Raw genomic sequence first — 18,869 nt, 5'->3', positions numbered from 1 at the left:
CATGGGACCGGAGGCGCATGAGGCGCCTCCGGCAAGCGAAATCCAGTTCAGCGGGTGACAGTCATGCGTTCCAAAGAGCCGATGTCCGCAGCCAGGCGGAAGAATGCGGAGAAACTGACCGGCGGCTTCCGCGCCGTCGGCCTCTTCCTCTTCGTCATGTCCGGCATCATCAACATCCTGGCGCTGACGGGCGCCTTCTACATGCTGCAAATCTACGACCGCGCACTGACGAGCGCGAGCATCCCGACGCTGCTCGCCATCTCGATCCTGGCGGTCGGCCTCTATTTCTTCCAGGGCCTCTTCGATATCCTGCGTGCACAGATCCTCGTGCGGATCGGTGCGCGCCTCGACCGGAAGATCGCGCCGCTGGCCCACCGTGTCGCTGTCGACATGCCGCGCTTCGGCTTCTCGACGGCGGAATCGCTCGAGCGCGGGCGCGACGTCGATACGGTTCGCAGCTTTCTCGGCAGCCAGGGGCCGATCGCCCTGTTCGACCTGCCGTGGATGCCGCTCTTCCTCGCGTTCGTCTACATCCTCCACCCGCTTCTCGGGGCGCTCGCCCTCGGTGGGGCGGTCGTGCTGACGCTCCTGACCATCGCCACGGAACTGATGACGCGGCGGCTGGCGGGCGCCACCCATACGGCCGTGGTGACCCGCAACGCGATTGCCGATTCCAATGCCCGCAACGCCGATATCCTGAAGGCGATGGGCTTTGCCCGCCGGGCCGTCGAACGGTTCGACCGCGCCAATGAGGACCACCTTCATCTCCAGACGCGCGCCAACGACATCACCGGCACGTTCGGCGCCATTTCGCGCGTCGTGCGGATGATCCTGCAATCGGCGGTGCTGGGGCTGGGCGCATACCTGACCATCCAGGGTCAGCTTTCCGCCGGCGCCATCATCGCCGCCTCCGTCGCCTCGGCACGGGCGCTGGCGCCGATCGATCTTGCCATCGGCAACTGGAAGAGCGTCGTTGCGGCGAGGGCGGCCTTCCAGCGGCTGCGCGAAACGGTGGTTGCCCTGCAGTCAGCGCCCGAACCGATGGACCTGCCGGCACCGGAACGCTCGCTGAAGGTCGAAGGCCTCACCGTCGCCGCACCGGGGTCAGGCCGGGTGCTGCTGAGCGACGTCAGCTTCGAGCTCAGGGCCGGCCAGGCCCTCGGCGTCATCGGCTCCAGCGGCGGTGGCAAGACCACCCTCGCACGCGCACTGACCGGGATATGGCCGACACTGCGCGGCAGCGTGCGGCTGGACGATGCCGAGCTGACACAATGGGAAGACGCCCGGCTCGGCTCCTATATCGGCTATCTGCCGCAGGAGGTCTCGCTGCTCGACGCCACCATCGAGGAGAACATAGCCCGTCTCGATGAGGCCGCGGAGGCGCGGGCCATCGTCAAGGCGGCCGCGGCAGCGGGCGTCCATCCCATGATCGTGCGCCTGCCCGATGGCTACAAGACGGAACTGGGGCCGCTCGGGGTGTCGCTTTCCGGTGGCCAGCGCCAGCGCATCGGCCTTGCCCGCGCGCTTTACGGCGATCCCTTCCTCGTCGTGCTCGACGAGCCGAACTCCAACCTCGACAGCGAGGGCGAGGCGGCTCTCACCGCCGCCATCGAGGGCGTGAAGTGTCGCGGCGGCATCGTCGTCGTCATCGCGCACCGGCCGAGCGCGCTCGCTGCGGTCGACATGGTCGCGGTGGTGCAGAACGGGAAGATGACGGCCTTCGGGCCGAAGGAAGACGTGCTCGGCGCCGTCATCCAGGCAACGCCGCCCGCACCGGCCGCCGCTTCCGCAAGCCACATGAGAATGGAGCGCGCAGGTCTTGCGGCGCGGGTTTTGACATGATCATCGATATCAAGGCAACAAGGCAGGCACCCGCCGAGCCCGATCCGTCCAGGCGCTATGTCCTGAAGGGAGCGGAGCTCAAATCCAGGACGCCCTTTGCGCTGGGCCTGATGCTGGCGGGGCTGGTCCTCTATCTCCGCTCCTTCTTCGAGAGCAACGCCCGCCCGGCAGAGGAGGGGGAGGAGGATCGGAAGACTGAAAAGGAAGACGAGGGGTCGTCCACGGGCGCGGGCGTCGCGCAGGATCTCGTTCTGCCTGTCGATCACGCGCTTTCGTCCCCGGACGATTATCCGCAGGAAAGCGACCTGCCGGCCGACGAGCGCTTCCTGAAGGAACTTGCCCGGCCGGAGAGCCTGCAGGCAGGTATCACCTTCGATATCGACGTCAAGGGATGGGTCGGCGCGAAATCGTTCGGCTTCGGGTCCCTTGCGGCCAACGACAATGCGTTCCCCGGATCGCTCTTCCACGCGCCTGCCACGGGAAGCAATCCCAGAGGCGGAAAGAGCCGGCCCGACATTCCCGGTGCGGGCTCAGCAGGGCCGGACGACGGCGAGACGGAGACCGACGCTCCCGGCGAGGACGGCGAGACGGAGCGGGCCAACCGCGCGCCGCGCGTCACGGGACCCGTCTATCTGCTGGATGTCACGGGCTGCGCCTCGCTGGTCATCGCTCTTTCCGATCTGCTGCGCAACGCCCAGGATCCGGATGGCGACGTGCTCTCCATACGCAACCTGACGATTTCCCACGGCACGCTGGTGCCGGCGAACGGATATTGGCTGTTCCAGGGCGGAGCGAAGCTCGAAGGGCAGGTGACGCTCAGCTATCAGATCACGGACGGCGACTTCTTCGTCGACCAGGTCGCCTATTTCAACGTCCGGCGAAACGTCATCGAGGGATCGGACGGCAATGACATCATCCTCGGCACGGCCTGCGGCGACGATATCGCCGGCGGGGCCGGGGACGACAACATCGATGCGAGGGGCGGCGACGACGTCGTTGCCGGCGGGAACGGTGACGATCACATCGTGGCGGGAGACGGCGACGACATCGTCTTTGCCGGCAACGGCGATGATATCGTCTTCGGCGGTGCGGGCAACGACACGATTTCCGGCGGCGACGGCGACGACCGGCTTTACGGGGATGACGGGAACGACGTCCTCTTCGGCGACGCAGGAAACGACATGCTGTTCGGCGGCGCCGGCGCCGACATCCTCGACGGGGGTGAAGGGGACGACCGCCTTTATGGCGACGACGGCGACGATCTTCTGATCGACGGCCCCGGCCGTGACGTCAATTTCGGCGGTGACGGCGACGACCGGGTCGTGGCCGCACCCGACGGGGACGACGACATCCATGACGGCGGCGACGGCCACGATACGATAGACTATTCCCGCACTGCCTCCGGCGTGACCATCGACCTTGACGAAGGCCGCGCATCCGGTGTCGAAATCGGAAGCGACACGCTCTCTTCCTTCGAGGCCGCCATTGGCGGAAGCGGAAACGATTACATCACCGCGAGCACGCGGCACGCGACCGTCCTGACGGGCGGCGCGGGCGACGACGTCTTCCGGTTCCTGCCTCCGGCCCTGCCGGCGGAAGGTGCCGGGCCTCCTGTTGCGGCAAATCACATCATCCTCGATTTCGCCGTCGGCGACCGGATCCACATGTCGAAGTATGACATCTTCGAACGGGTCCTCGACAGGCACGAGGACCAGTTCGAGGCGATCTACGGCGACGACTTCGAAGAGGACGACATTGCCATCCGCTACCGCCACGACCGGGTCGACGAACTGAGCCGGACGGTCATCGAGGCGGATTTCAACCGGGACGGCATCTGGGAAACGACCGTGACGATCGACGGGGCTCGCATGCTCGTCGTCATCGAACAGGTTTGACGGGAGGCTTCAATGAGCAAGGAAAACAGCAATCCCTTTCGCATCGGTCCGCGGGTATTTGCCGGCACGACGCTCGGCTTCCTCCTGGTTGCCGGTGCGGGCGGCTGGGCGGCGACGATGCAATTGTCCGGTGCGGTCATCGCGCAAGGGCAGATCGCGGTGGACCAGCAGATAAAGGCCGTCCAGCATCGCGACGGCGGCATCGTCAGCGAGATCGCGGTGCGCGAGGGCGATCAGGTGAAGGAGGGGCAGGTTCTGCTTCGCCTCGACGACGCCCAGACGCGGGCCGAACTGTCCATCGTCAAGGCGCAGTTGCTTGAGCTCAGCGTCCGCAGGGCCCGCCTTCTGGCAGAGCGCGATCTGCTGGCGCATATCGAGTTTCCCGGCGATCTCGACATTCGCCACGCGGAAACGCGCCTGCTCGTTACCGGCGAGCAGCGGCTGTTCGAGGGCAACCGCCTGAACCGGGAAAGCCGAAAGCAGCAGCTCGAACTCGGCACGGTGCAGGTCGGAAAGGAGATCGTCGGGCTGGAGGCCCAGCGAAGCTCCAAGGCCGACGAGATCGCCCTGGTGGAAGAGCAGCGGGCCAAACTCGAAAAGCTCACCCGTCAGCAATTGATCGAGCGCGCGCCGCTCTACGCGGCGAACCGGGATTTCGCAAGGCTCCAGGGAGAACAAGGGGAGATCGATGCCGCCATTGCCCGCGCGCGCAGCAAGGTGAACGAGATCCGCCTGCAGATCATCGCCATCGATGAGACGGCGCGCACGGAGGCACAGCGCGAACTGACGGCGGTGGAGACCAAGGTGTCCGAGCTACAGGACAGGCAGATGGCGATATCCGACCGCCTGTCGCGCACCGAGATACGCGCACCGCTCGCCGGCACGGTCAACGAGCTCAACATCCACACGATCGGCGGTGTCATCACCCCGGCCGAAGTGCTGGTAACCATCGTTCCGGCGAATGCGCGGCTGAAGGTCGAGGTCATACTGCAGCCGGCGGCCATCGACCAGGTCGAGCCCGGCAGCGCCGCGCGCCTGCGCCTTACGGCGCTGAACCAGCGGACGACGCCGGAGCTTTCCGGCCTGGTGTCCCATGTCTCGCCCGCCACCACGCGCGATACGGCCAGCGGCCAGCTCTTCTACAAGGGAGATGTCGAGATCGGCGAAGGGGAACTGGCCAAGATCGGCAAGAGCCGGCTCATTCCGGGCATGCCGGTGGAGGTTTACGTCACGACCAGCGAACGGACCGCGCTTTCCTACCTCATAAAGCCGATCGTCGACCAGTTCAGCAAGGCGTTCCGCGAGCGCTGACTTCTTCAGTCCCCGGTGGCAAGGCTATTGGCGCCTGCCGCTTTGCGTGTATCCTGCCAAGGGGGAAATGGAACGGGTGCCGCCTGTCATGGAGGAGCACGAAAGGGAGAAGGGCTGGCTTTCGGGCCTGAACCTGTCGAGCCAGTTCCTGGCGGCGGCGGCAGTGGTGCTGTGCCTCTCGATGGCGGTGCTCGGAACCTGGATCAACCGGCAGATCACACGAAGCGTCCTTGCGGTCTCCGGTTCGGCCGGGGCCGCCTTTCTCGAGGCCTTCGTCGAACCGCTGGTCCAGGATATCGGTCCGGACGGCCGATTGCCGGCAGAAAGCCAGAAGGCACTTGATGCGCTGCTCTTCGACGACCAGCCGATCCGCAGGAGCATCATCTCCGTCAAGATATGGAGAGTCGATGGCACGGTGATCTACGTCAACGAGCCGAAGGACCTGATCGGCCGGAAATTCGTCTCGGCGGATGTCGCCAGGGCCGCAGGCGGTGAGGTCATCGCCGAGTTCGACGATATGACGAGCGGGGAAAGCGCCCATGAACAGAAGCTCGGCCTCTCCACGATCGAAGTCTATGCGCCCTTGCACCGCAATACGACAGGGGAGGTGATCGCCGTCGGCGAGATCTACGAGAATGCAGAAATCCTCGACGCACAGCTCGAACTCGGCGTGATGCGGACCTGGATCGTCGTGTGCTTCACCACCCTGGTCATGCTCACGGTGCTTTACCTGATCGTTCGCCGGGGGAGCCGGCTGATATCGCGGCAGCGGGCCGAATTGCAGGCGCGTTTTCGGGATTCGCAGCAGTTGGCGGCGACGAACGAGGAGCTTCGCCTGAAGGCCGAGCGCGCCAGGCTGGACGCCAATGCCGCCAATGAAGAACTGATCGGGCGAATAGGCCTCGATCTTCACGACGGCCCGATACAGATCCTGAGCCTGTTGATGCTAAGGCTTGGCAGGCTCCGGAGCGGCGGACCGACGAAGGAAACGGCCGCCCATACCGCGGCAATCGAGGAGCTGACGGCGGGCGTCATCCATGAATTGCGTGTTCTTTCGGCGGGTCTGGTCTTGCCGGAGATCGGCGATCTCGGGGTCAGGGAGGCCATCAGGCTCGCCGCCGAGCGCCATGAAAACCTGACCGGCACCCGGGTCGACGTCGAATTCGGCGATCTGCCGAAGCATGTCACCGGCGCCCTGAAGATCTGCATCTATCGCATCGTCCAGGAATCGCTGAACAACGCATTCAAGCATGCCGGCGGCGCCGGGCAGCGCGTCCACGCCGAACTGAGGGGCGCCAATATCGGATTGCGGATAGCCGATAGCGGCGGCCTCGCAGCGGAGCACAGGTCCCCTGCCGGCGATGGGTCCAGGCTTGGCCTGCGTGGCATCCAAAGCCGCGTCGAAACCTTCGGCGGCACTATCGTCATTCGATCGGAGGCGGGCGGAACGGTGGTCGACGTCGAATTGCCCATCAGCAAGCTTGCGCAGATCGAGGCCGGCCTCAAGCCCGTGCCCGCGCCTTGAACGCGGTGGAAACCCTTCAATTGAGAAGGCCGCTGCCCTTCCGGCCGCTCGCCTTCTCGGCGGTGAAACCGCCAAGCTCCTGCGCGGCCAGCACGACCTCGACCCGGTTGCGGGCATGCAGCTTCTGCATCAGCAGGGTCATATAGTGCTTGACCGTTTTCTCGCTGATCTGGAGACGGTGGGCAATCTCCTTGTTCGTCCTGCCGAGCAGGAGAAGCCGGACGATCTGGTCCTCGCGAACGCTCAACCTGACCGCCTGCGACGCGGACCGGGGCATTGCCGACGTGCGAAGCGCCGAAATCACCTTTCCGGCAAAGCTCGGCGTGATGAACGTCTCGCCGGAAAGCACCGTTTCGATCGCCTGCATCAGTTCTTCGTCCGTGCTGCCCTTCAGCACATAGCCGATGGCCCCCGCCTCGAAGGCCCTCACCGCATGGTCGATCCCGGCGGAGGCGGTGAAGACGATGACCTTGGTCCGGGGCGCGACTTCACGGCTGCGATGGATCGCCGCAAAGACATCCCCCGGCATGTTCAGGTCGAGCAACAATATATCGGGATGCATCGTCGTCGAGACCTCGACGACATCGGAAGCGCAACGCCCCGTGCCGAGTACCTTGAACCCCGGCATCTCGGAAAAGATATGCGCCAGCCCGCCCAGCAGCACCGGGTGATCATCGACAAACGCTATGGAGACGACTGCCATACACGAAGCTCCCTCTTGCAGGTATAGATTGTAGGCCCAGTGCAGAACGGCGTAAATCGATAAGTTAACACATGGTAAATTAAAGTCACAGCATCTGAATGGCGCCTGCCGATGCCCGACATTCTCGGCCCGGGAAACGCAGGCATTCCAATCAGCAAGAAACTCCGCCTGGAGCTACCGATCACAGTAACCCACCGCTACCATCAATCAGCAGTGTGTTTGGGCGGAATACGAGAAACTGTTGTGTAGACGCCGGCGCGCACCACGCGGGAACGCAACGATGCAAGCAGGGCGTCTCTCATCCGGCTGAATTCAGCCGGTTGCATATCGCCACCGCCCCCAGACAAGCCTTCTGACTTATAGCCAAGATTAAATGAGTACCGTTCCGGAGCGGATCGTTCATCCACCGCAAAACACACCCGCCGAACCCGCGATAGTCTTCTTACTCGTTGCTACGCGCTATGCGTCCTCTCTTCCGCGACGCCCTTTCTCGTTGCCAGAACCCGGTGGCCTCCCGCGGCGCTGCTTCCCCCATTCACGCACTGTAGTCGTTTGGCCTGCAGACGAATTGCCTCAAGCGAAACGTTGTCTTTGGAGTATGAGCGAGGACACATGCGAACCGTCGGGTGTGGGATCGACCAAGAAACGGCTCGGCGCTGAGACAGCCTTTCCTTCGATTTATCCTGTGGAGAAGCGCAAGTCCCGCATGGTCCGCGGCTGATAGATAGATGACAGCGCTCAGAAACGGGGATCAGTAGAAGTTGCCGCTGTTCCAGGTCAGCACCGAATAACGGAAAAACAGTTGCAAGGCGGCGGCCGTCGTTTGTAGATCGACCTGACAATCTGCCATTGTCTCGAGGATTTCGGACTTCTTTTCTGAAATCTGGCCGGCTGAGAAATATCGACTCTTGAAAAGGTCGTCTTTCTGGCGCTCGCGCTCGGCATAAATGTCGCGATTCTTGTGCGCGAGCTTCTGAACTTGCAAGAGAATGCCCCCATGCCGGATGCGTGGGACGATGAATGCGAGTTGTGCCGCACGATCTCGATCATACATCTGGAAAGTCGTATCTTCGACGAGCACATCGAAGCCGTCCTGGAAGGGCAGAAGGCCGGGATCGGTTGCGTATCGGTCAGCGTCCAGCTCGAAAAACGGGCCTAAGAAGAAATGTGCATGTTCGCTTCCCCGCCTGGCAAAGAATGCGTCGCGATTGGCCAGCGTCGGACTGCAGGCGAGTGTCTTGATGCGCCCGTCACCCAGCGCTGCGACAGACCGCGCCATGCAGCCCGTTCCGGTGCCCAGCGTGTAGACAGTAGACGCTTGGGCCGACTTCGCCCAAGCACGAAGGCAGAAAGACAGTACCGTTGCCCCGAGACGGCAGGTCTCTTCGAGCCTGTAGGGAATGCTCGCGTGATAATGGCTGTCGAAGTTGCCGAAAAGCCGCACATGCGTGTCGGCGTAGACCGCACAGTCGAGATCGAAGTCATGAAGGCTGATGTCCGGTTCAGGCAAAGCAATGTCTGGAGCTCCGCCTTTCCCGCTCGCCGTGCGTTCGAAGAATGGGGCGAACGACGTCAGTCGGGGCGCGTTGCGCCAACGCTCGATAATCTGCGGATCCACCATGATCGCCTCCTGGTTGGATTACGGCAGTGCAGTTCACGTCGGCCAGCAGCAACAATGTATCTGTGAGCGCCGGCACCTATTGATCTGCTCTTGCCCCGCCAATCGTGTGCGCGATTAAGGCCCCAGCCAATCTATCGAAATCGACAGCTGGACCGATTACGAGCCGACGAGTTGCATGGAACCTGCTGAGAACTTCGATCGATGTCGTTGTTCAATGCAAGCGGATAGGCGGAACGTTTCGAGCGTCTGAGGTATATTTTCGTACAGAGAAGAAATAAAACCCCGGTCTTTCGAAAGGCCTTACCTTGCACCGCCACACAGTCGTTCTTTGAACGTTTTTTGAGGATGGACCAATTTTCTGAACGTTTTTTTATCGTTCGTGCGTTCAGTTATAATGCATTGAGGAAAACATTATAACTCCCTCATTCTTCGTCAATCGATTAACCGAGAATTCGCGGCAAAAGGCGCCGTTATAATGTTCGGCGACAAAATTATAACGGAATGAGAACGAGGCTTTCCCAGCGGCCGATAGCTGGAAGGCGCTCGACTGTTCGATTCCTTTCAAGAGCTAGACGCACACGTCCAGCGGTCGGTCTGGGATTGTGCTCGAGCGGAGGTAGATAGGGGGATCGGCGTCTTCTTGGAAAGAACAAATCTCTCCAAGTGATATCGGATCAGAGGTATCCGTGGTGGCCACATGCCCACATATGTGCGAATATGGGTATCCTCAGTTCAGGAGCATGTTAGATGAGCCGATTGACGATCGACATAACGGATCAGCAACATCAAAGCCTAAAGGCGCTGGCTGCTTTGCAGGGCAAGACAATCAAGCAGTATGCACTTGAGCGCCTCTTTCCCGGTGACGAAGACGCAGAACGAGCCTGGGAGGAGTTGAAGACGTTGATAAACACGCGCGTCAATGAGGGGCTCGTCGGTAGACTGTCGACCAAAACCGTAGGTGAGATCCTCGACGAGGAGATTCCCGAGGGTCGTGCTTGACTGCCTACATTCTGACCGCGGAGGCGGAATCAGATCTACGTTCGGTAATCCGCTACACACGTGCGCAATGGGGTGCTGCCCAAGTACGCCGCTATGTCTCGGGTTTGGAGCGAGGTATCTCAATCCTTGCCGACGGCAAAGGTTCTTTCAGGGATATGAGTGCACTTTATCCGGCGTTACGAATGGCGCGATGCCAACATCACTACGTCTTTTGTCTGCCACGAGAGGATGCGCCCGCCCTCATCGTGGCGATTCTTCATGAACGAATGGATCTCATGAAGCGCTTGGTTGATCGTCTAAACGAATGATGTTGGACGGAGGGGAGATTACCTGAGCGGAACACCGTCAAATCCTTGTTATTGCGTGGCCCAAAAAGGGGGCGCCAGTTCTGATCCTTTCAAGAGCCTGCCGCACGGCAACCAATAGTTTGACAAACTTTGCCATTGGCGGATATCGTTACCCAATCAAGGAGATTCAAATGGCGACGATGAACGTATCCCTGCCGGCCCCCATGAAAGATTGGGTTGAAGCCCAAGCTAAGACCGGTCGGTATTCGAATGCGAGCGATTACGTCAGAGACTTGATCCGCAGAGATCAGGCGCGTACCGACAAGATTGCCGAGATGCAGCGGTTTGTCGATGACGGAATTAGAAGCGGTGTTGGGAGCCGTTCAGCGGACGAGCTGTTTGCTGCAGCCACCACGCGAGCCGAGATCAGCCGCGAACGCGCTTGATGCCATTCATCCTATCGGTCCAAGCGGAAGAGGATGTAATCTCAATTGCCGAAGAAGGCATTCGCATCTTCGGAGCATTGGTTGCTAAACGATATCATGATGAGCTCTTCACTTTGTTCGAGCTAATTGCCGGCAATCCACGAATGGCGCGTGAGCGCCATGAGATTTCTCCGCCTGTTAGGATCCATCCCTTCAAGGCACACCTTGTAGTTTATCGCATCAAAGAGGACGGAAGCGTCTTTGTGATCCGTATCAGGCATAGCCACGAGGATTGGGCAGCAGATTCGCTCTAGTCAATTGTTTTGTCGAGCTCATGACTTGCTGGTCATAAGTTCGAACCTCATCAAGAGCCTTAGCGGCCACGGGTTCCCTCCCTCTCGGACAACGTCGTGACTATTCCGCAGCTGCAAGAGGACCGAAGGAAACGTCGGTCGTATAGTTCTCGCGCAGGAACGCGATGAAATTGTCCTGGAACTGCCGGGTATGGGCATGGGCCAGTTCGTCGGCGCGCTCGACGTTCTTCTCCCGGATCGCCTCCAGCATCAGGTCGTGCTCGTCGGTCAGGAGATAGCCGTCGCCGGTGCGCTCCAGATATTCGAAATGCAGGTGCAGCATGCGTTGACCCTGGTTCAGCAGCCGCTCGTAGAAGGAGGCGAGATAGGCGTTCTTACCGGCATAGGCGACGGCCATGTGGAACTGCTTGTTGGCCTCCGACATCTTCAAGTGCTGGTCGGTCTTCACCGCCGCCTCGAATTCCTTCTGGCGCCGCGCGATGATCTTCAGGTCCGCCTCCGTGCGCAGCGCGGCGGCAAGTCGCGTGTTCATGCGCTGGGCGACATCGAGGGCCTCGACATATTTCGGAAAGCTCGCCACCTCGATCGGCGCGACAATGGTGCTGCGATTGGAGAGTGTCACCACCAGTTCTTCGCCGGCGAGCCGGATCAGAGCCTCGCGGATCGGCGAGCGTGACATGGCAAAGCGTTCGGCCAACGTCATCTCGTCCAGGAGCTGGCCGGGCAGCAGGGAGAGCGCCAGAATTTCGTTGCGCAGAGGAGCCAGCAGCGGAAGCTCCGATCGATGACGCCATCCTGGAAATGATCGAGGACAATCCCCGTCACGCCATTCTGACTCAATGGGATCGCGTGCAAACGGCGTTGAAAAAGCTCGCAGAGCGGCACTCTTTGTATATCGATCTCCGGATTATGTATCAGACTGCTCAGACACTAAAGGACGAAAACCTCGTTTCCGATGAGTTGGCTGAGGCCTTGGTGCAGCTCTATAAGAGCTGCAAGTATGCAAGGCGGGTCGATGAGTTCGACCTACCGGAAGAAACGGTGTTCGGATACGTTCGCGCTACGAACGAGGCCATTCAGGCACTGAAGAAGGCATGAAAACCTTGGTGACGGAGCATGAAGTCGAACATCCGTCGCGATGGGCAGCAATATCTTCCATAGCCGCCAAGATTGGCTGCTCGGCGCAATTCAACATTCCGAAATTTTCGCTGAAAATAACGTGATGAAAGATCGTGTTTGGGCATGCTCATTCCGTTTCTCTCTGGCACCAGTGTCGAGGGCGAGCGGAAATAGGGGCCTGCCGTTAACAAAGCATATAAGGTGGGCATGACTGACAAACTTTGGCATCATCAGTCAGAAAACAATATGAATGATAGATAAACAGATCAATTATGAATGGTTGATCTGTATTTATATCTTTTTTGTTGACCGATCTTAGAATGTTTGAGATAGCTTGCCTAATCCACGGAGAACTTTTGGGTAGGTCGGATGGCACGGTCTGAGTCAGATGCCTTGCTGGAAGTCGGTCGGTTGCTAAAGGCTACCCGTAAAGGCCGGCAACTGACCCAGGAGCAGGTTGCCGACATGGCGGGCATATCGCGTCCCCGCTATCGCGAGATAGAAGCCGGAAGCAGTGCTGCGCGCACGACGACCCTGATCAACATCGCCCGTGCTCTCGGACTTGAGTTGATGCTTATACCGCAGGCGATGGTTCCGGCCGTCGACGCGCTGCTGCGACCGCATGACGATCTCGACGATCTCCCGGCATTCATGGCTCATGCAGATGGGGATGAGAATGCCTGAAGCTTCATCCGATCCGAGATCCATCTCGTCGCTCGACGTGCTGCTGAACGATATGAAGGTCGGCACGATCGTCAGGACGCCCGGCGATTTCAACGCCTTCAGCTTCGAGGACAGCTATCGCGTATCGGGCGGCTTCCCAGTGCTCAGCCTGTCTTTTCGCGCAGCCACTGGCGGCTTGCGCAAGGACCCAAAACCCGTTGCCCGCGCTTTGCCGGCGTTCTTTGCTAATCTGCTCCCTGAAGACAAGCTGCGGGAAGCAATGGAAAAACACCACGCGGGGAGTGTCCGCGCCGGAAACGATTTCGACCTGCTCGTCGCGCTCGGTTCGGATCTGCCAGGCGCCGTCCGCGTCGTGCCGAGCGACGGGACGATTGCCCGTCTCGACAATCTGCCCGCTACCAAGCCGAAAGCCCGGTTTTCGCTCGCCGGCGTTCAGATGAAGCTTTCGGTCATCAAGAATACGGGGAAGGGCGGTGGACTGACGTTGCCGATCGGCGACGAGCAGGGGGCCTACATTGCCAAGTTTCCTTCGACCTCGTTTCCCGGCGTGTCAGAAAACGAATATGCCAATCTTGCACTGGCTGAAGCGATCGGCATGGAGGTTCCGGAGCGTGAACTCGTCGAGCAATCAGAGTTCGAAGGTATCCCGAAGGAGTTCGAGACACTGTCGGACGGTAGAGTCTTGCTCGTCAAACGTTTCGATCGTGGCGCAAACGGCGAGCGGATCCATATCGAGGATTTCGCGCAGGTATTCGGCGTCTATCCTTCGCGGAAGTACGAAGGAGCTGCATATCATGATATCGCCGCAGCCTTGAACGTTGCCGTTTCGTCCGACGCTGCGCTCGAGTTCGTCCGCCGACTGGCTCTGGCTGCTATAACCGGCAATGGTGACATGCACCTGAAAAACTGGTCGCTGATCTATCGCGGAGCGGGCGACAAACCGGAGTTTGCGCCTGTTTACGACGTGCTCTCGACAATCCCTTACATCCCAGCAGATGCCATGGCTCTGTCGCTCGCCGGCGAACGCCCCTTCAAGGCGTTGAATGCGCAACGATGGAAAGCCTTCGCCAATCGCGCGCGCTTGCCGGAAGCGGCCGTGCTTAAAGCGGTGGTCGATACGGTCGAGCGCGTCAACGAAGTTTGGTGGTCGCTGCCGGAACGTAATGTCGTCCCGGCGAAGGTTCTCGAGCGTATCGATACGCATGTAAGGCTGATGACGCCCATCCTTGGCACGTGCGCCAACTGAAGTGGCGGCCAATCTCGCTGATCTACAATAAGCCCATGAGGCTTTTCGGATCGTATCGCGGGCGATCGCTAACGCCAGATGCCGGTGGTTAGAAAACCTATAAAAGGGCCAGATAGATACAAATAAGTCTGTTTGATATTGGGCTCTTCCGACCCTGTCCGAAGTGCCCGTTCAAACCCTTGAACGCCGTGTCTATTTCCGTGAGTTGTTCCGCCTTCAGCACGAGTTGGTCAAATTGCAGGATTGGGTGCAGCACAAGAAGCTCAAGGTCGTGGTACTGTTCGAGGGGCGCGATTCCGCAGGCAAATGTCGGTGAGTATTGGCACGGGCTTAGGTCGTCAGGGAGGCCGCCCGCATCAAACCACATGCTGTGATGGACTTTGACGTCGTCAAGGCGATTGCCGATCAGAAAATCATCCGTTGTTGATTTCATACCTTTGGATCACGCCAGCCGGGCCTCGTAGAACATGGCGGCGTCGTATGGCCTCGTAACGGACTTAGGCCGCTCACGCGACTTGGTCGAGCCGACGCGAGGATTTCCGCCGGTGCTTAGCGGAAATTATTTCCGTTTTATCCGCTGATAACCACTTCGGGACGCCTCGCTCAACCTCTCGAATGCGGCTTGACAGGCCTAGCCTGCGGCATAATGATAAGATGTCAGACCAATTTGAGAAGCTGACACGGAACAGGGGATTGGCGTCATGCCGGCAGAACCAGGCGGCAGGCCGCAGATCGAGCCGTTGCCGCCCATCGACCGGGCGCGGCAGGTGACGGAGGCTTTGGCCTCCTATATTGATCGGGCGAGCCTTCAGGCAGGCGACCGCCTGCCAGCCGAGCGCGAGCTCATGGCGGCGCTGGCGGTCGGCCGCTCGACCATCCGCGAGGCGATCCGCCATTTCCAGGCGCTCGGCGTCATCGAAAGCCGCAAGGGCAGCGGCACCTATCTCCTGAAACCGGTCACCACCGCCACCGTGCACATGCCGCTCTCCTTCGATGCGGCGCACTTACGCGACGTGCTGCTCCAGACGCTGGAGGTCCGCCGCGGGCTCGAATGCGAGGCGAACATGGTGGCGGCCCGGCGGCACACGCCGGAGGATCTTGCCGTCATCGCGGCGAAGCTGAACGAGATGGAACGCGTCCACATCGCCAAGGGCAGCTCCGGTCCGGAAGACCTTGCCTTCCACCTCGCCATCTACGACGCCACGCACAACCCGCTCTTCAAGCAGCTCCTCGAACAGATGCGCGGCGCCTTCGAGCGCTTCTGGGAAAAGCCGTTTGACCGGCCGGATTTCGCCCGCCGCTCCTTCCCGTTCCACCGCACGCTCTTCAATGCGATCGCCGCCGGGGACCCCGAGACTGCGCGCATCGAAACCCTGAAAATCCTCGAAGTCGTCGAGGAAGACATCAAGGAAATGTCCCGATGATCAACGGAGCCGATCTGTTCGACTTTGCTTCCCTGACCGTCGCCCACGACGAGGCGAACGCCTTCGACGCGGTCGTGCCGCCCATCGTCCAGACCTCGCTCTTCACCTTTAGCAGCTATGACGAGATGGTCGCCGCCTATCGCGGCGAGATCGTCCGGCCGATCTATACGCGCGGCCTCAACCCGACGGTACGCGCCTTCGAGGAGATGCTGGCGAAGCTCGAAGGCGGAGAGGATGCGCTCGGCTTTGCCAGCGGCATGGCGGCGATCTCTTCCACCGTGCTCTCCTTCGTCGAGCCGGGCGACCGCATTGTCGCCGTGCGCCATTGCTACCCGGATGCCTTCCGCCTGTTCGGCACGCACCTGAAGCGCATGAAGGTAAAGGTCACCTATGTCGACGGGCGCGACGAGGAGGCCGTCGCCAAGGCCTTGCCGGGCGCAAAGCTCCTCTATCTCGAAAGCCCGACGAGCTGGGTCATGGAGACGCACGACGTCGGCGCGCTTGCCGCGCTCGCCAAGCGCCACGGCGCTGTCAGCGTCATCGACAACAGTTGGGCGAGCCCTGTCTTCCAGCGGCCGCTGACGCTCGGCGTCGATCTCGTGTTGCATTCCGCCTCGAAATATCTTGGCGGCCACAGCGACGTCGTCGCGGGCGTCGTCACCGGCTCGAAAGAACTGGTCGGCCGCATCCGCGCGGAAGCCTATCCCTATCTCGGCGGCAAGCTCTCGCCCTTCGATGCCTGGCTTCTGGTCCGGGGCCTGCGCACCCTGCCGATCCGCATGAAGGCGCATGAGGCCTCGGCGCTCGACATCGCCGGGCGCCTGCAGGCGCTCGATATCGTCGACACGGTCTTTCATCCGGCGCTCGCCAACCGCCTGCCGCCGGGGCTCACCGGCACGTCCGGCCTTTTCTCCTTCACCTTCCGCGAGGGCATCGACATCCGCGCCTTCGCCGATCACCTCACCCTTTTCAAGCTCGGCGTCTCCTGGGGGGGACACGAGAGCCTGATCGTGCCGGGCGAGGTGGTCCTGCAGCAGAAGGCCCAACCGAATTCCGCGCATGCCTTTGGCATCGATGCGCGGTCCGTGCGTCTCCATGTCGGCCTGGAGGGAACCGAGGCCCTGTGGAGGGATCTGGAAGCGGCGATGGAGGCCGCGACCGAAAACTGACGTCGAACGAACGATCAAAACGAAAAGAGGGAACGACCATGAAAAGACTTCTGACTGCGGCGCTTCTCACCACGCTGATGGCCTCGAGCGCGCTTGCCGATACCACGCTGAAGCTCGTCGAGGTGATCACCAGCCCCGAGCGCACGGAAACGCTAAAATCCGTCGTCGGCAAGTTCGAGGCGGCCAATCCCGGCACCAAGGTCGAGATCATCTCGCTGCCCTGGGGCGAGGCGTTCCAGAAATTCGCCACCATGGTCTCAGCCGGCGAGACGCCGGACGTCATGGAAATGCCCGATACCTGGCTGTCGCTCTATGCCAATAACGGCATGCTCGAAAGCCTCGAGCCCTATCTCGAAAAGTGGGAGTACACGCCGGGCCTGACGGCGCGCGCGCTTGAGCTCGGCCGCGACATCAAGAACACGGCTTATATGCTGCCCTACGGCTTCTATCTTCGCGCCATGTTCTACAACAAGAAGCTGCTGGCCGAGGCCGGCGTTTCTGAGCCGCCGAAGACGCTCGATGAATTCGCGGAAGCCTCCAAGAAGGTCTCCGCGCTGCCCGGCAAGTACGGCTATTGCCTGCGCGGTGGGCCGGGCGGCCTCAACGGCTGGGTGATGTTCGGCGCGTCCATGGCGGGCGACAATAAATTCTTCAACGATGACGGCACCTCCACCTTCAACAGCCCGGGCTGGGTCAAGGGCCTCACCTTCCTGATCGACCTCTACAAGAACGGCTATGCGCCGAAGGACAGCGTCAACTGGGGCTTCAACGAGATCGTCGCGGGCTTCTATTCCGGCACCTGCGCCTTCCTCGACCAGGACCCGGATGCGCTGATCGCCATCGCCGAGCGCATGAAGGCGGAAGACTACGGCATCATGACCATGCCGAAGGGCCCGGACGGCAAAACCTTCCCGACCATTGGCTTCGCGGGCTGGTCGATGTTCGCCTCCAGCGCCAACAAGGATCTGTCCTGGAAGCTGATCGAGACGCTCGAAGGGCCGGAAGGCAATATCGAGTGGAACAAGCGCACGGGCGCGCTGCCGGTGCACAAGTCGGCTGAGAAGGATCCGTTCTATGCGAGTGAGCAGTTCAAGGGCTGGTTCGCCGAGCTCGAGGACAAGGATGCCGTGCCGACAGTGATGCCGACGCATCTGGAGGAATTCGCCTTCTTCAAGGATTCGCTGGTGATCAAGACCTCGCAGGAGGCCCTTCTCGGCGACATCACGCCGGAAGACCTCGCCAACCAGTGGGCGGACTACCTGACCAAGGCGCAGCAGAAGTTCCTGGCGAAGCAATAGCGCCGGAGCCGCCGGACGGAGAACGAGGCTCCGTCTGGCTTTTTCCACGAAACGCCCCGCAAGCCTGACGGAAGCGAGACGATGACCCATGCTGCCCATCACCCGGCCACAAAGCCGTTCAGAAAGAGGTTCGCCGATGCTGCGGAGCCCTATCTCTACAGCGCGCCGGCGCTGATCCTGATCGTCGCCGTGATGTTGGTGCCGCTGGTGCTCGGTATTTCCTACGCGTTCCGCGATATCCAGCTCCTCAATCCCTTTTCCGGCCGCTTCATCGGGCTCGATCATTTCCGGGCGCTGGGGCAGGACCAGGCCTTCTTCCGGGCCCTGCGCAACACGCTTTGGTGGACGGGCGCCTCGGTTTTCCTGCAATTCGTCTTCGGGCTGATCCTCGCGCTGCTGCTGGACAAGCCCTTTGCCGGACGCGGGCTGGCGCAGGCGCTCTGCTTCCTGCCATGGGCCGTACCGAGCTTCCTTGCCGGCCTCAACTGGGCCTGGCTCTTCAATCCGGTGATCGGCCCGCTGCCGCACTGGATGTATGCCTTCGGCATTCTCGACGCGCCCAACAACATCCTGTCCGATCCGCAGCTTGCCATGTGGGGGCCGATCATCGCCAATGTCTGGTGGGGTATTCCGTTCTTCGCGATTACCCTGCTTGCCGCTCTACAGGCGATCCCGCGCGATCTCTATGAGGCCGCGAGCATCGACGGGGCAGGGCCGGTCCAGCGCTTCATCTCGATCACGTTGCCTTTCCTCGCGCCGACCATCGCCATCACCATCCTCCTGCGCACCGTCTGGATTTCCAACTTCGCCGACCTCATCGTCGTCATGACGAATGGTGGGCCGGCGGACCGCACACAGATCGTCGCGAGCTACATCTTCACGCAAGCCTTCAAGCGGCTGGATTTCGGCTATGCCTCGGCCATCGCGCTCGTCCTGCTCGTCCTGCTTCTCGTTTATTCGCTGCTGATCGTGCTTCTGCGCCAGACGCTGCTCAACAAGGACTGACG

General features: G+C 61.1%; 17 protein-coding genes and 2 pseudogenes. 16 read left to right on the top strand and 3 right to left on the bottom strand.

Going from position 1 to position 18,869, the window contains the following annotated elements; translation table 11 throughout:
* The first annotated feature begins 63 nt into the window (after positions 1 to 63).
* The 4 genes from HNQ66_RS02560 to HNQ66_RS02545 all read left to right on the top strand — a co-directional run bounded on the left by HNQ66_RS02560 (position 64) and on the right by HNQ66_RS02545 (position 6,573).
* Complete coding sequence (locus tag HNQ66_RS02560; protein ID WP_184140543.1) at positions 64 to 1,842, top strand: type I secretion system permease/ATPase; 1,779 nt, start codon at positions 64 to 66, stop codon at positions 1,840 to 1,842.
* Positions 1,839 to 3,737: a calcium-binding protein gene (locus HNQ66_RS02555; protein WP_184140541.1), complete on the top strand. Its 1,899-nt coding sequence runs from the start codon at positions 1,839 to 1,841 to the stop codon at positions 3,735 to 3,737. The genes HNQ66_RS02560 and HNQ66_RS02555 overlap by 4 nt, the downstream gene beginning before the upstream one ends.
* A 12-nt stretch (positions 3,738 to 3,749) precedes the next feature.
* A complete protein-coding gene (locus HNQ66_RS02550; RefSeq protein WP_184140539.1) occupies positions 3,750 to 5,048 on the top strand; it encodes an HlyD family type I secretion periplasmic adaptor subunit in 1,299 nt (432 codons plus the stop codon).
* An 88-nt stretch (positions 5,049 to 5,136) separates the two neighbouring features.
* Entirely contained in the window at positions 5,137 to 6,573 is a 1,437-nt protein-coding gene (locus HNQ66_RS02545; protein ID WP_184140537.1) for a sensor histidine kinase, read from the top strand.
* Between the two features lie 16 nt (positions 6,574 to 6,589).
* Here HNQ66_RS02545 and HNQ66_RS02540 read toward each other — a convergent pair whose 3' ends face one another.
* Both HNQ66_RS02540 and HNQ66_RS02535 read right to left on the bottom strand, forming a co-directional pair.
* The gene (locus HNQ66_RS02540; protein ID WP_184140535.1) at positions 6,590 to 7,276 is read right to left on the bottom strand and encodes a response regulator; all 687 of its coding nucleotides are present in this window, start codon (positions 7,274 to 7,276) and stop codon (positions 6,590 to 6,592) included.
* Between the two features lie 754 nt (positions 7,277 to 8,030).
* Positions 8,031 to 8,897 (bottom strand): annotated as a pseudogene (locus HNQ66_RS02535) (class I SAM-dependent methyltransferase); the annotation flags it as partial.
* 747 nt (positions 8,898 to 9,644) lie between these two features.
* Here HNQ66_RS02535 and HNQ66_RS02530 point away from each other — a divergent pair.
* From HNQ66_RS02530 to HNQ66_RS02515, 4 genes are all read left to right on the top strand, one after another.
* Positions 9,645 to 9,896 (top strand): antitoxin, encoded by a 252-nt coding sequence (locus HNQ66_RS02530; protein WP_184140533.1) that lies wholly within the window; start codon positions 9,645 to 9,647, stop codon positions 9,894 to 9,896.
* A complete protein-coding gene (locus tag HNQ66_RS02525; RefSeq protein ID WP_184140532.1) occupies positions 9,893 to 10,204 on the top strand; it encodes a type II toxin-antitoxin system RelE/ParE family toxin in 312 nt (103 codons plus the stop codon). Before HNQ66_RS02530 ends, HNQ66_RS02525 begins: the two co-directional genes overlap by 4 nt.
* A 170-nt stretch (positions 10,205 to 10,374) precedes the next feature.
* Positions 10,375 to 10,629: a type II toxin-antitoxin system ParD family antitoxin gene (locus tag HNQ66_RS02520; RefSeq protein WP_184140531.1), complete on the top strand. Its 255-nt coding sequence runs from the start codon at positions 10,375 to 10,377 to the stop codon at positions 10,627 to 10,629.
* Positions 10,629 to 10,922, top strand: coding sequence for a type II toxin-antitoxin system RelE/ParE family toxin (locus HNQ66_RS02515; RefSeq protein WP_184140530.1), 294 nt, complete (start codon positions 10,629 to 10,631; stop codon positions 10,920 to 10,922). The genes HNQ66_RS02520 and HNQ66_RS02515 overlap by 1 nt, the downstream gene beginning before the upstream one ends.
* Before the next feature lie 100 nt (positions 10,923 to 11,022).
* Here HNQ66_RS02515 and HNQ66_RS02510 read toward each other — a convergent pair whose 3' ends face one another.
* Positions 11,023 to 11,691 (bottom strand): GntR family transcriptional regulator, encoded by a 669-nt coding sequence (locus tag HNQ66_RS02510; RefSeq protein ID WP_184141302.1) that lies wholly within the window; start codon positions 11,689 to 11,691, stop codon positions 11,023 to 11,025.
* 32 nt (positions 11,692 to 11,723) lie between these two features.
* Here HNQ66_RS02510 and HNQ66_RS02505 point away from each other — a divergent pair, with 32 nt between their 5' ends.
* The 8 genes and pseudogenes from HNQ66_RS02505 (at position 11,724) to HNQ66_RS02470 (ending at position 18,867) form a co-directional block, all read left to right on the top strand.
* Complete coding sequence (locus HNQ66_RS02505; protein ID WP_184140529.1) at positions 11,724 to 12,020, top strand: hypothetical protein; 297 nt, start codon at positions 11,724 to 11,726, stop codon at positions 12,018 to 12,020.
* Positions 12,021 to 12,410: 390 nt separating this feature from the next.
* Positions 12,411 to 12,725: a helix-turn-helix domain-containing protein gene (locus HNQ66_RS02500; protein WP_184140528.1), complete on the top strand. Its 315-nt coding sequence runs from the start codon at positions 12,411 to 12,413 to the stop codon at positions 12,723 to 12,725.
* Positions 12,718 to 13,971, top strand: a complete 1,254-nt coding sequence (locus tag HNQ66_RS02495; protein ID WP_184140527.1) for a type II toxin-antitoxin system HipA family toxin — start codon at positions 12,718 to 12,720, stop codon at positions 13,969 to 13,971. The genes HNQ66_RS02500 and HNQ66_RS02495 overlap by 8 nt, the downstream gene beginning before the upstream one ends.
* 154 nt (positions 13,972 to 14,125) lie before the next feature.
* Positions 14,126 to 14,278, top strand: a pseudogene (locus HNQ66_RS02490) (polyphosphate kinase 2); the annotation flags it as partial.
* 394 nt (positions 14,279 to 14,672) lie between these two features.
* Positions 14,673 to 15,395 carry a FadR/GntR family transcriptional regulator gene (locus HNQ66_RS02485; RefSeq protein ID WP_184140526.1) on the top strand — a complete coding sequence of 241 codons (723 nt, stop codon included), beginning with the start codon at positions 14,673 to 14,675 and terminating at the stop codon, positions 15,393 to 15,395.
* Positions 15,392 to 16,564 carry a PLP-dependent transferase gene (locus HNQ66_RS02480; RefSeq protein WP_184140525.1) on the top strand — a complete coding sequence of 391 codons (1,173 nt, stop codon included), beginning with the start codon at positions 15,392 to 15,394 and terminating at the stop codon, positions 16,562 to 16,564. Before HNQ66_RS02485 ends, HNQ66_RS02480 begins: the two co-directional genes overlap by 4 nt.
* Positions 16,565 to 16,602: 38 nt before the next feature.
* Positions 16,603 to 17,862 carry an ABC transporter substrate-binding protein gene (locus HNQ66_RS02475; RefSeq protein ID WP_184140523.1) on the top strand — a complete coding sequence of 420 codons (1,260 nt, stop codon included), beginning with the start codon at positions 16,603 to 16,605 and terminating at the stop codon, positions 17,860 to 17,862.
* A gap of 81 nt (positions 17,863 to 17,943) precedes the next feature.
* Positions 17,944 to 18,867 (top strand): carbohydrate ABC transporter permease, encoded by a 924-nt coding sequence (locus tag HNQ66_RS02470; protein ID WP_184140521.1) that lies wholly within the window; start codon positions 17,944 to 17,946, stop codon positions 18,865 to 18,867.
* Positions 18,868 to 18,869: the final 2 nt, after the last annotated feature.

The sequence above is a fragment of the Shinella fusca genome (genome assembly GCF_014203155.1).
In the GTDB taxonomy this organism is placed as follows: Bacteria; Pseudomonadota; Alphaproteobacteria; order Rhizobiales; family Rhizobiaceae; genus Shinella; species Shinella fusca.
Note: the sequence above shows the minus strand (reverse complement) of the source record. Positions and strands in the feature narration are given on the sequence as shown.

Bases quoted from the DNA above. Each gene is read 5' to 3' on its own strand.
- HNQ66_RS02530 (WP_184140533.1), top strand. From the start codon at position 9,645: ATGAGCCGATTGACGATCGACATAACGGATCAGCAACATCAAAGCCTA.
- HNQ66_RS02555 (WP_184140541.1), top strand. From the start codon at position 1,839: ATGATCATCGATATCAAGGCAACAAGGCAGGCACCCGCCGAGCCCGAT.
- HNQ66_RS02500 (WP_184140528.1), top strand. From the start codon at position 12,411: ATGGCACGGTCTGAGTCAGATGCCTTGCTGGAAGTCGGTCGGTTGCTA.
- HNQ66_RS02540 (WP_184140535.1), bottom strand. From the start codon at position 7,276: ATGGCAGTCGTCTCCATAGCGTTTGTCGATGATCACCCGGTGCTGCTG.
- HNQ66_RS02560 (WP_184140543.1), top strand. From the start codon at position 64: ATGCGTTCCAAAGAGCCGATGTCCGCAGCCAGGCGGAAGAATGCGGAG.
- HNQ66_RS02475 (WP_184140523.1), top strand. From the start codon at position 16,603: ATGAAAAGACTTCTGACTGCGGCGCTTCTCACCACGCTGATGGCCTCG.
- HNQ66_RS02545 (WP_184140537.1), top strand. From the start codon at position 5,137: ATGGAGGAGCACGAAAGGGAGAAGGGCTGGCTTTCGGGCCTGAACCTG.
- HNQ66_RS02470 (WP_184140521.1), top strand. From the start codon at position 17,944: ATGACCCATGCTGCCCATCACCCGGCCACAAAGCCGTTCAGAAAGAGG.
- HNQ66_RS02495 (WP_184140527.1), top strand. From the start codon at position 12,718: ATGCCTGAAGCTTCATCCGATCCGAGATCCATCTCGTCGCTCGACGTG.
- HNQ66_RS02550 (WP_184140539.1), top strand. From the start codon at position 3,750: ATGAGCAAGGAAAACAGCAATCCCTTTCGCATCGGTCCGCGGGTATTT.
- HNQ66_RS02520 (WP_184140531.1), top strand. From the start codon at position 10,375: ATGGCGACGATGAACGTATCCCTGCCGGCCCCCATGAAAGATTGGGTT.
- HNQ66_RS02515 (WP_184140530.1), top strand. From the start codon at position 10,629: ATGCCATTCATCCTATCGGTCCAAGCGGAAGAGGATGTAATCTCAATT.
- HNQ66_RS02480 (WP_184140525.1), top strand. From the start codon at position 15,392: ATGATCAACGGAGCCGATCTGTTCGACTTTGCTTCCCTGACCGTCGCC.
- HNQ66_RS02505 (WP_184140529.1), top strand. From the start codon at position 11,724: ATGATCGAGGACAATCCCCGTCACGCCATTCTGACTCAATGGGATCGC.
- HNQ66_RS02485 (WP_184140526.1), top strand. From the start codon at position 14,673: ATGCCGGCAGAACCAGGCGGCAGGCCGCAGATCGAGCCGTTGCCGCCC.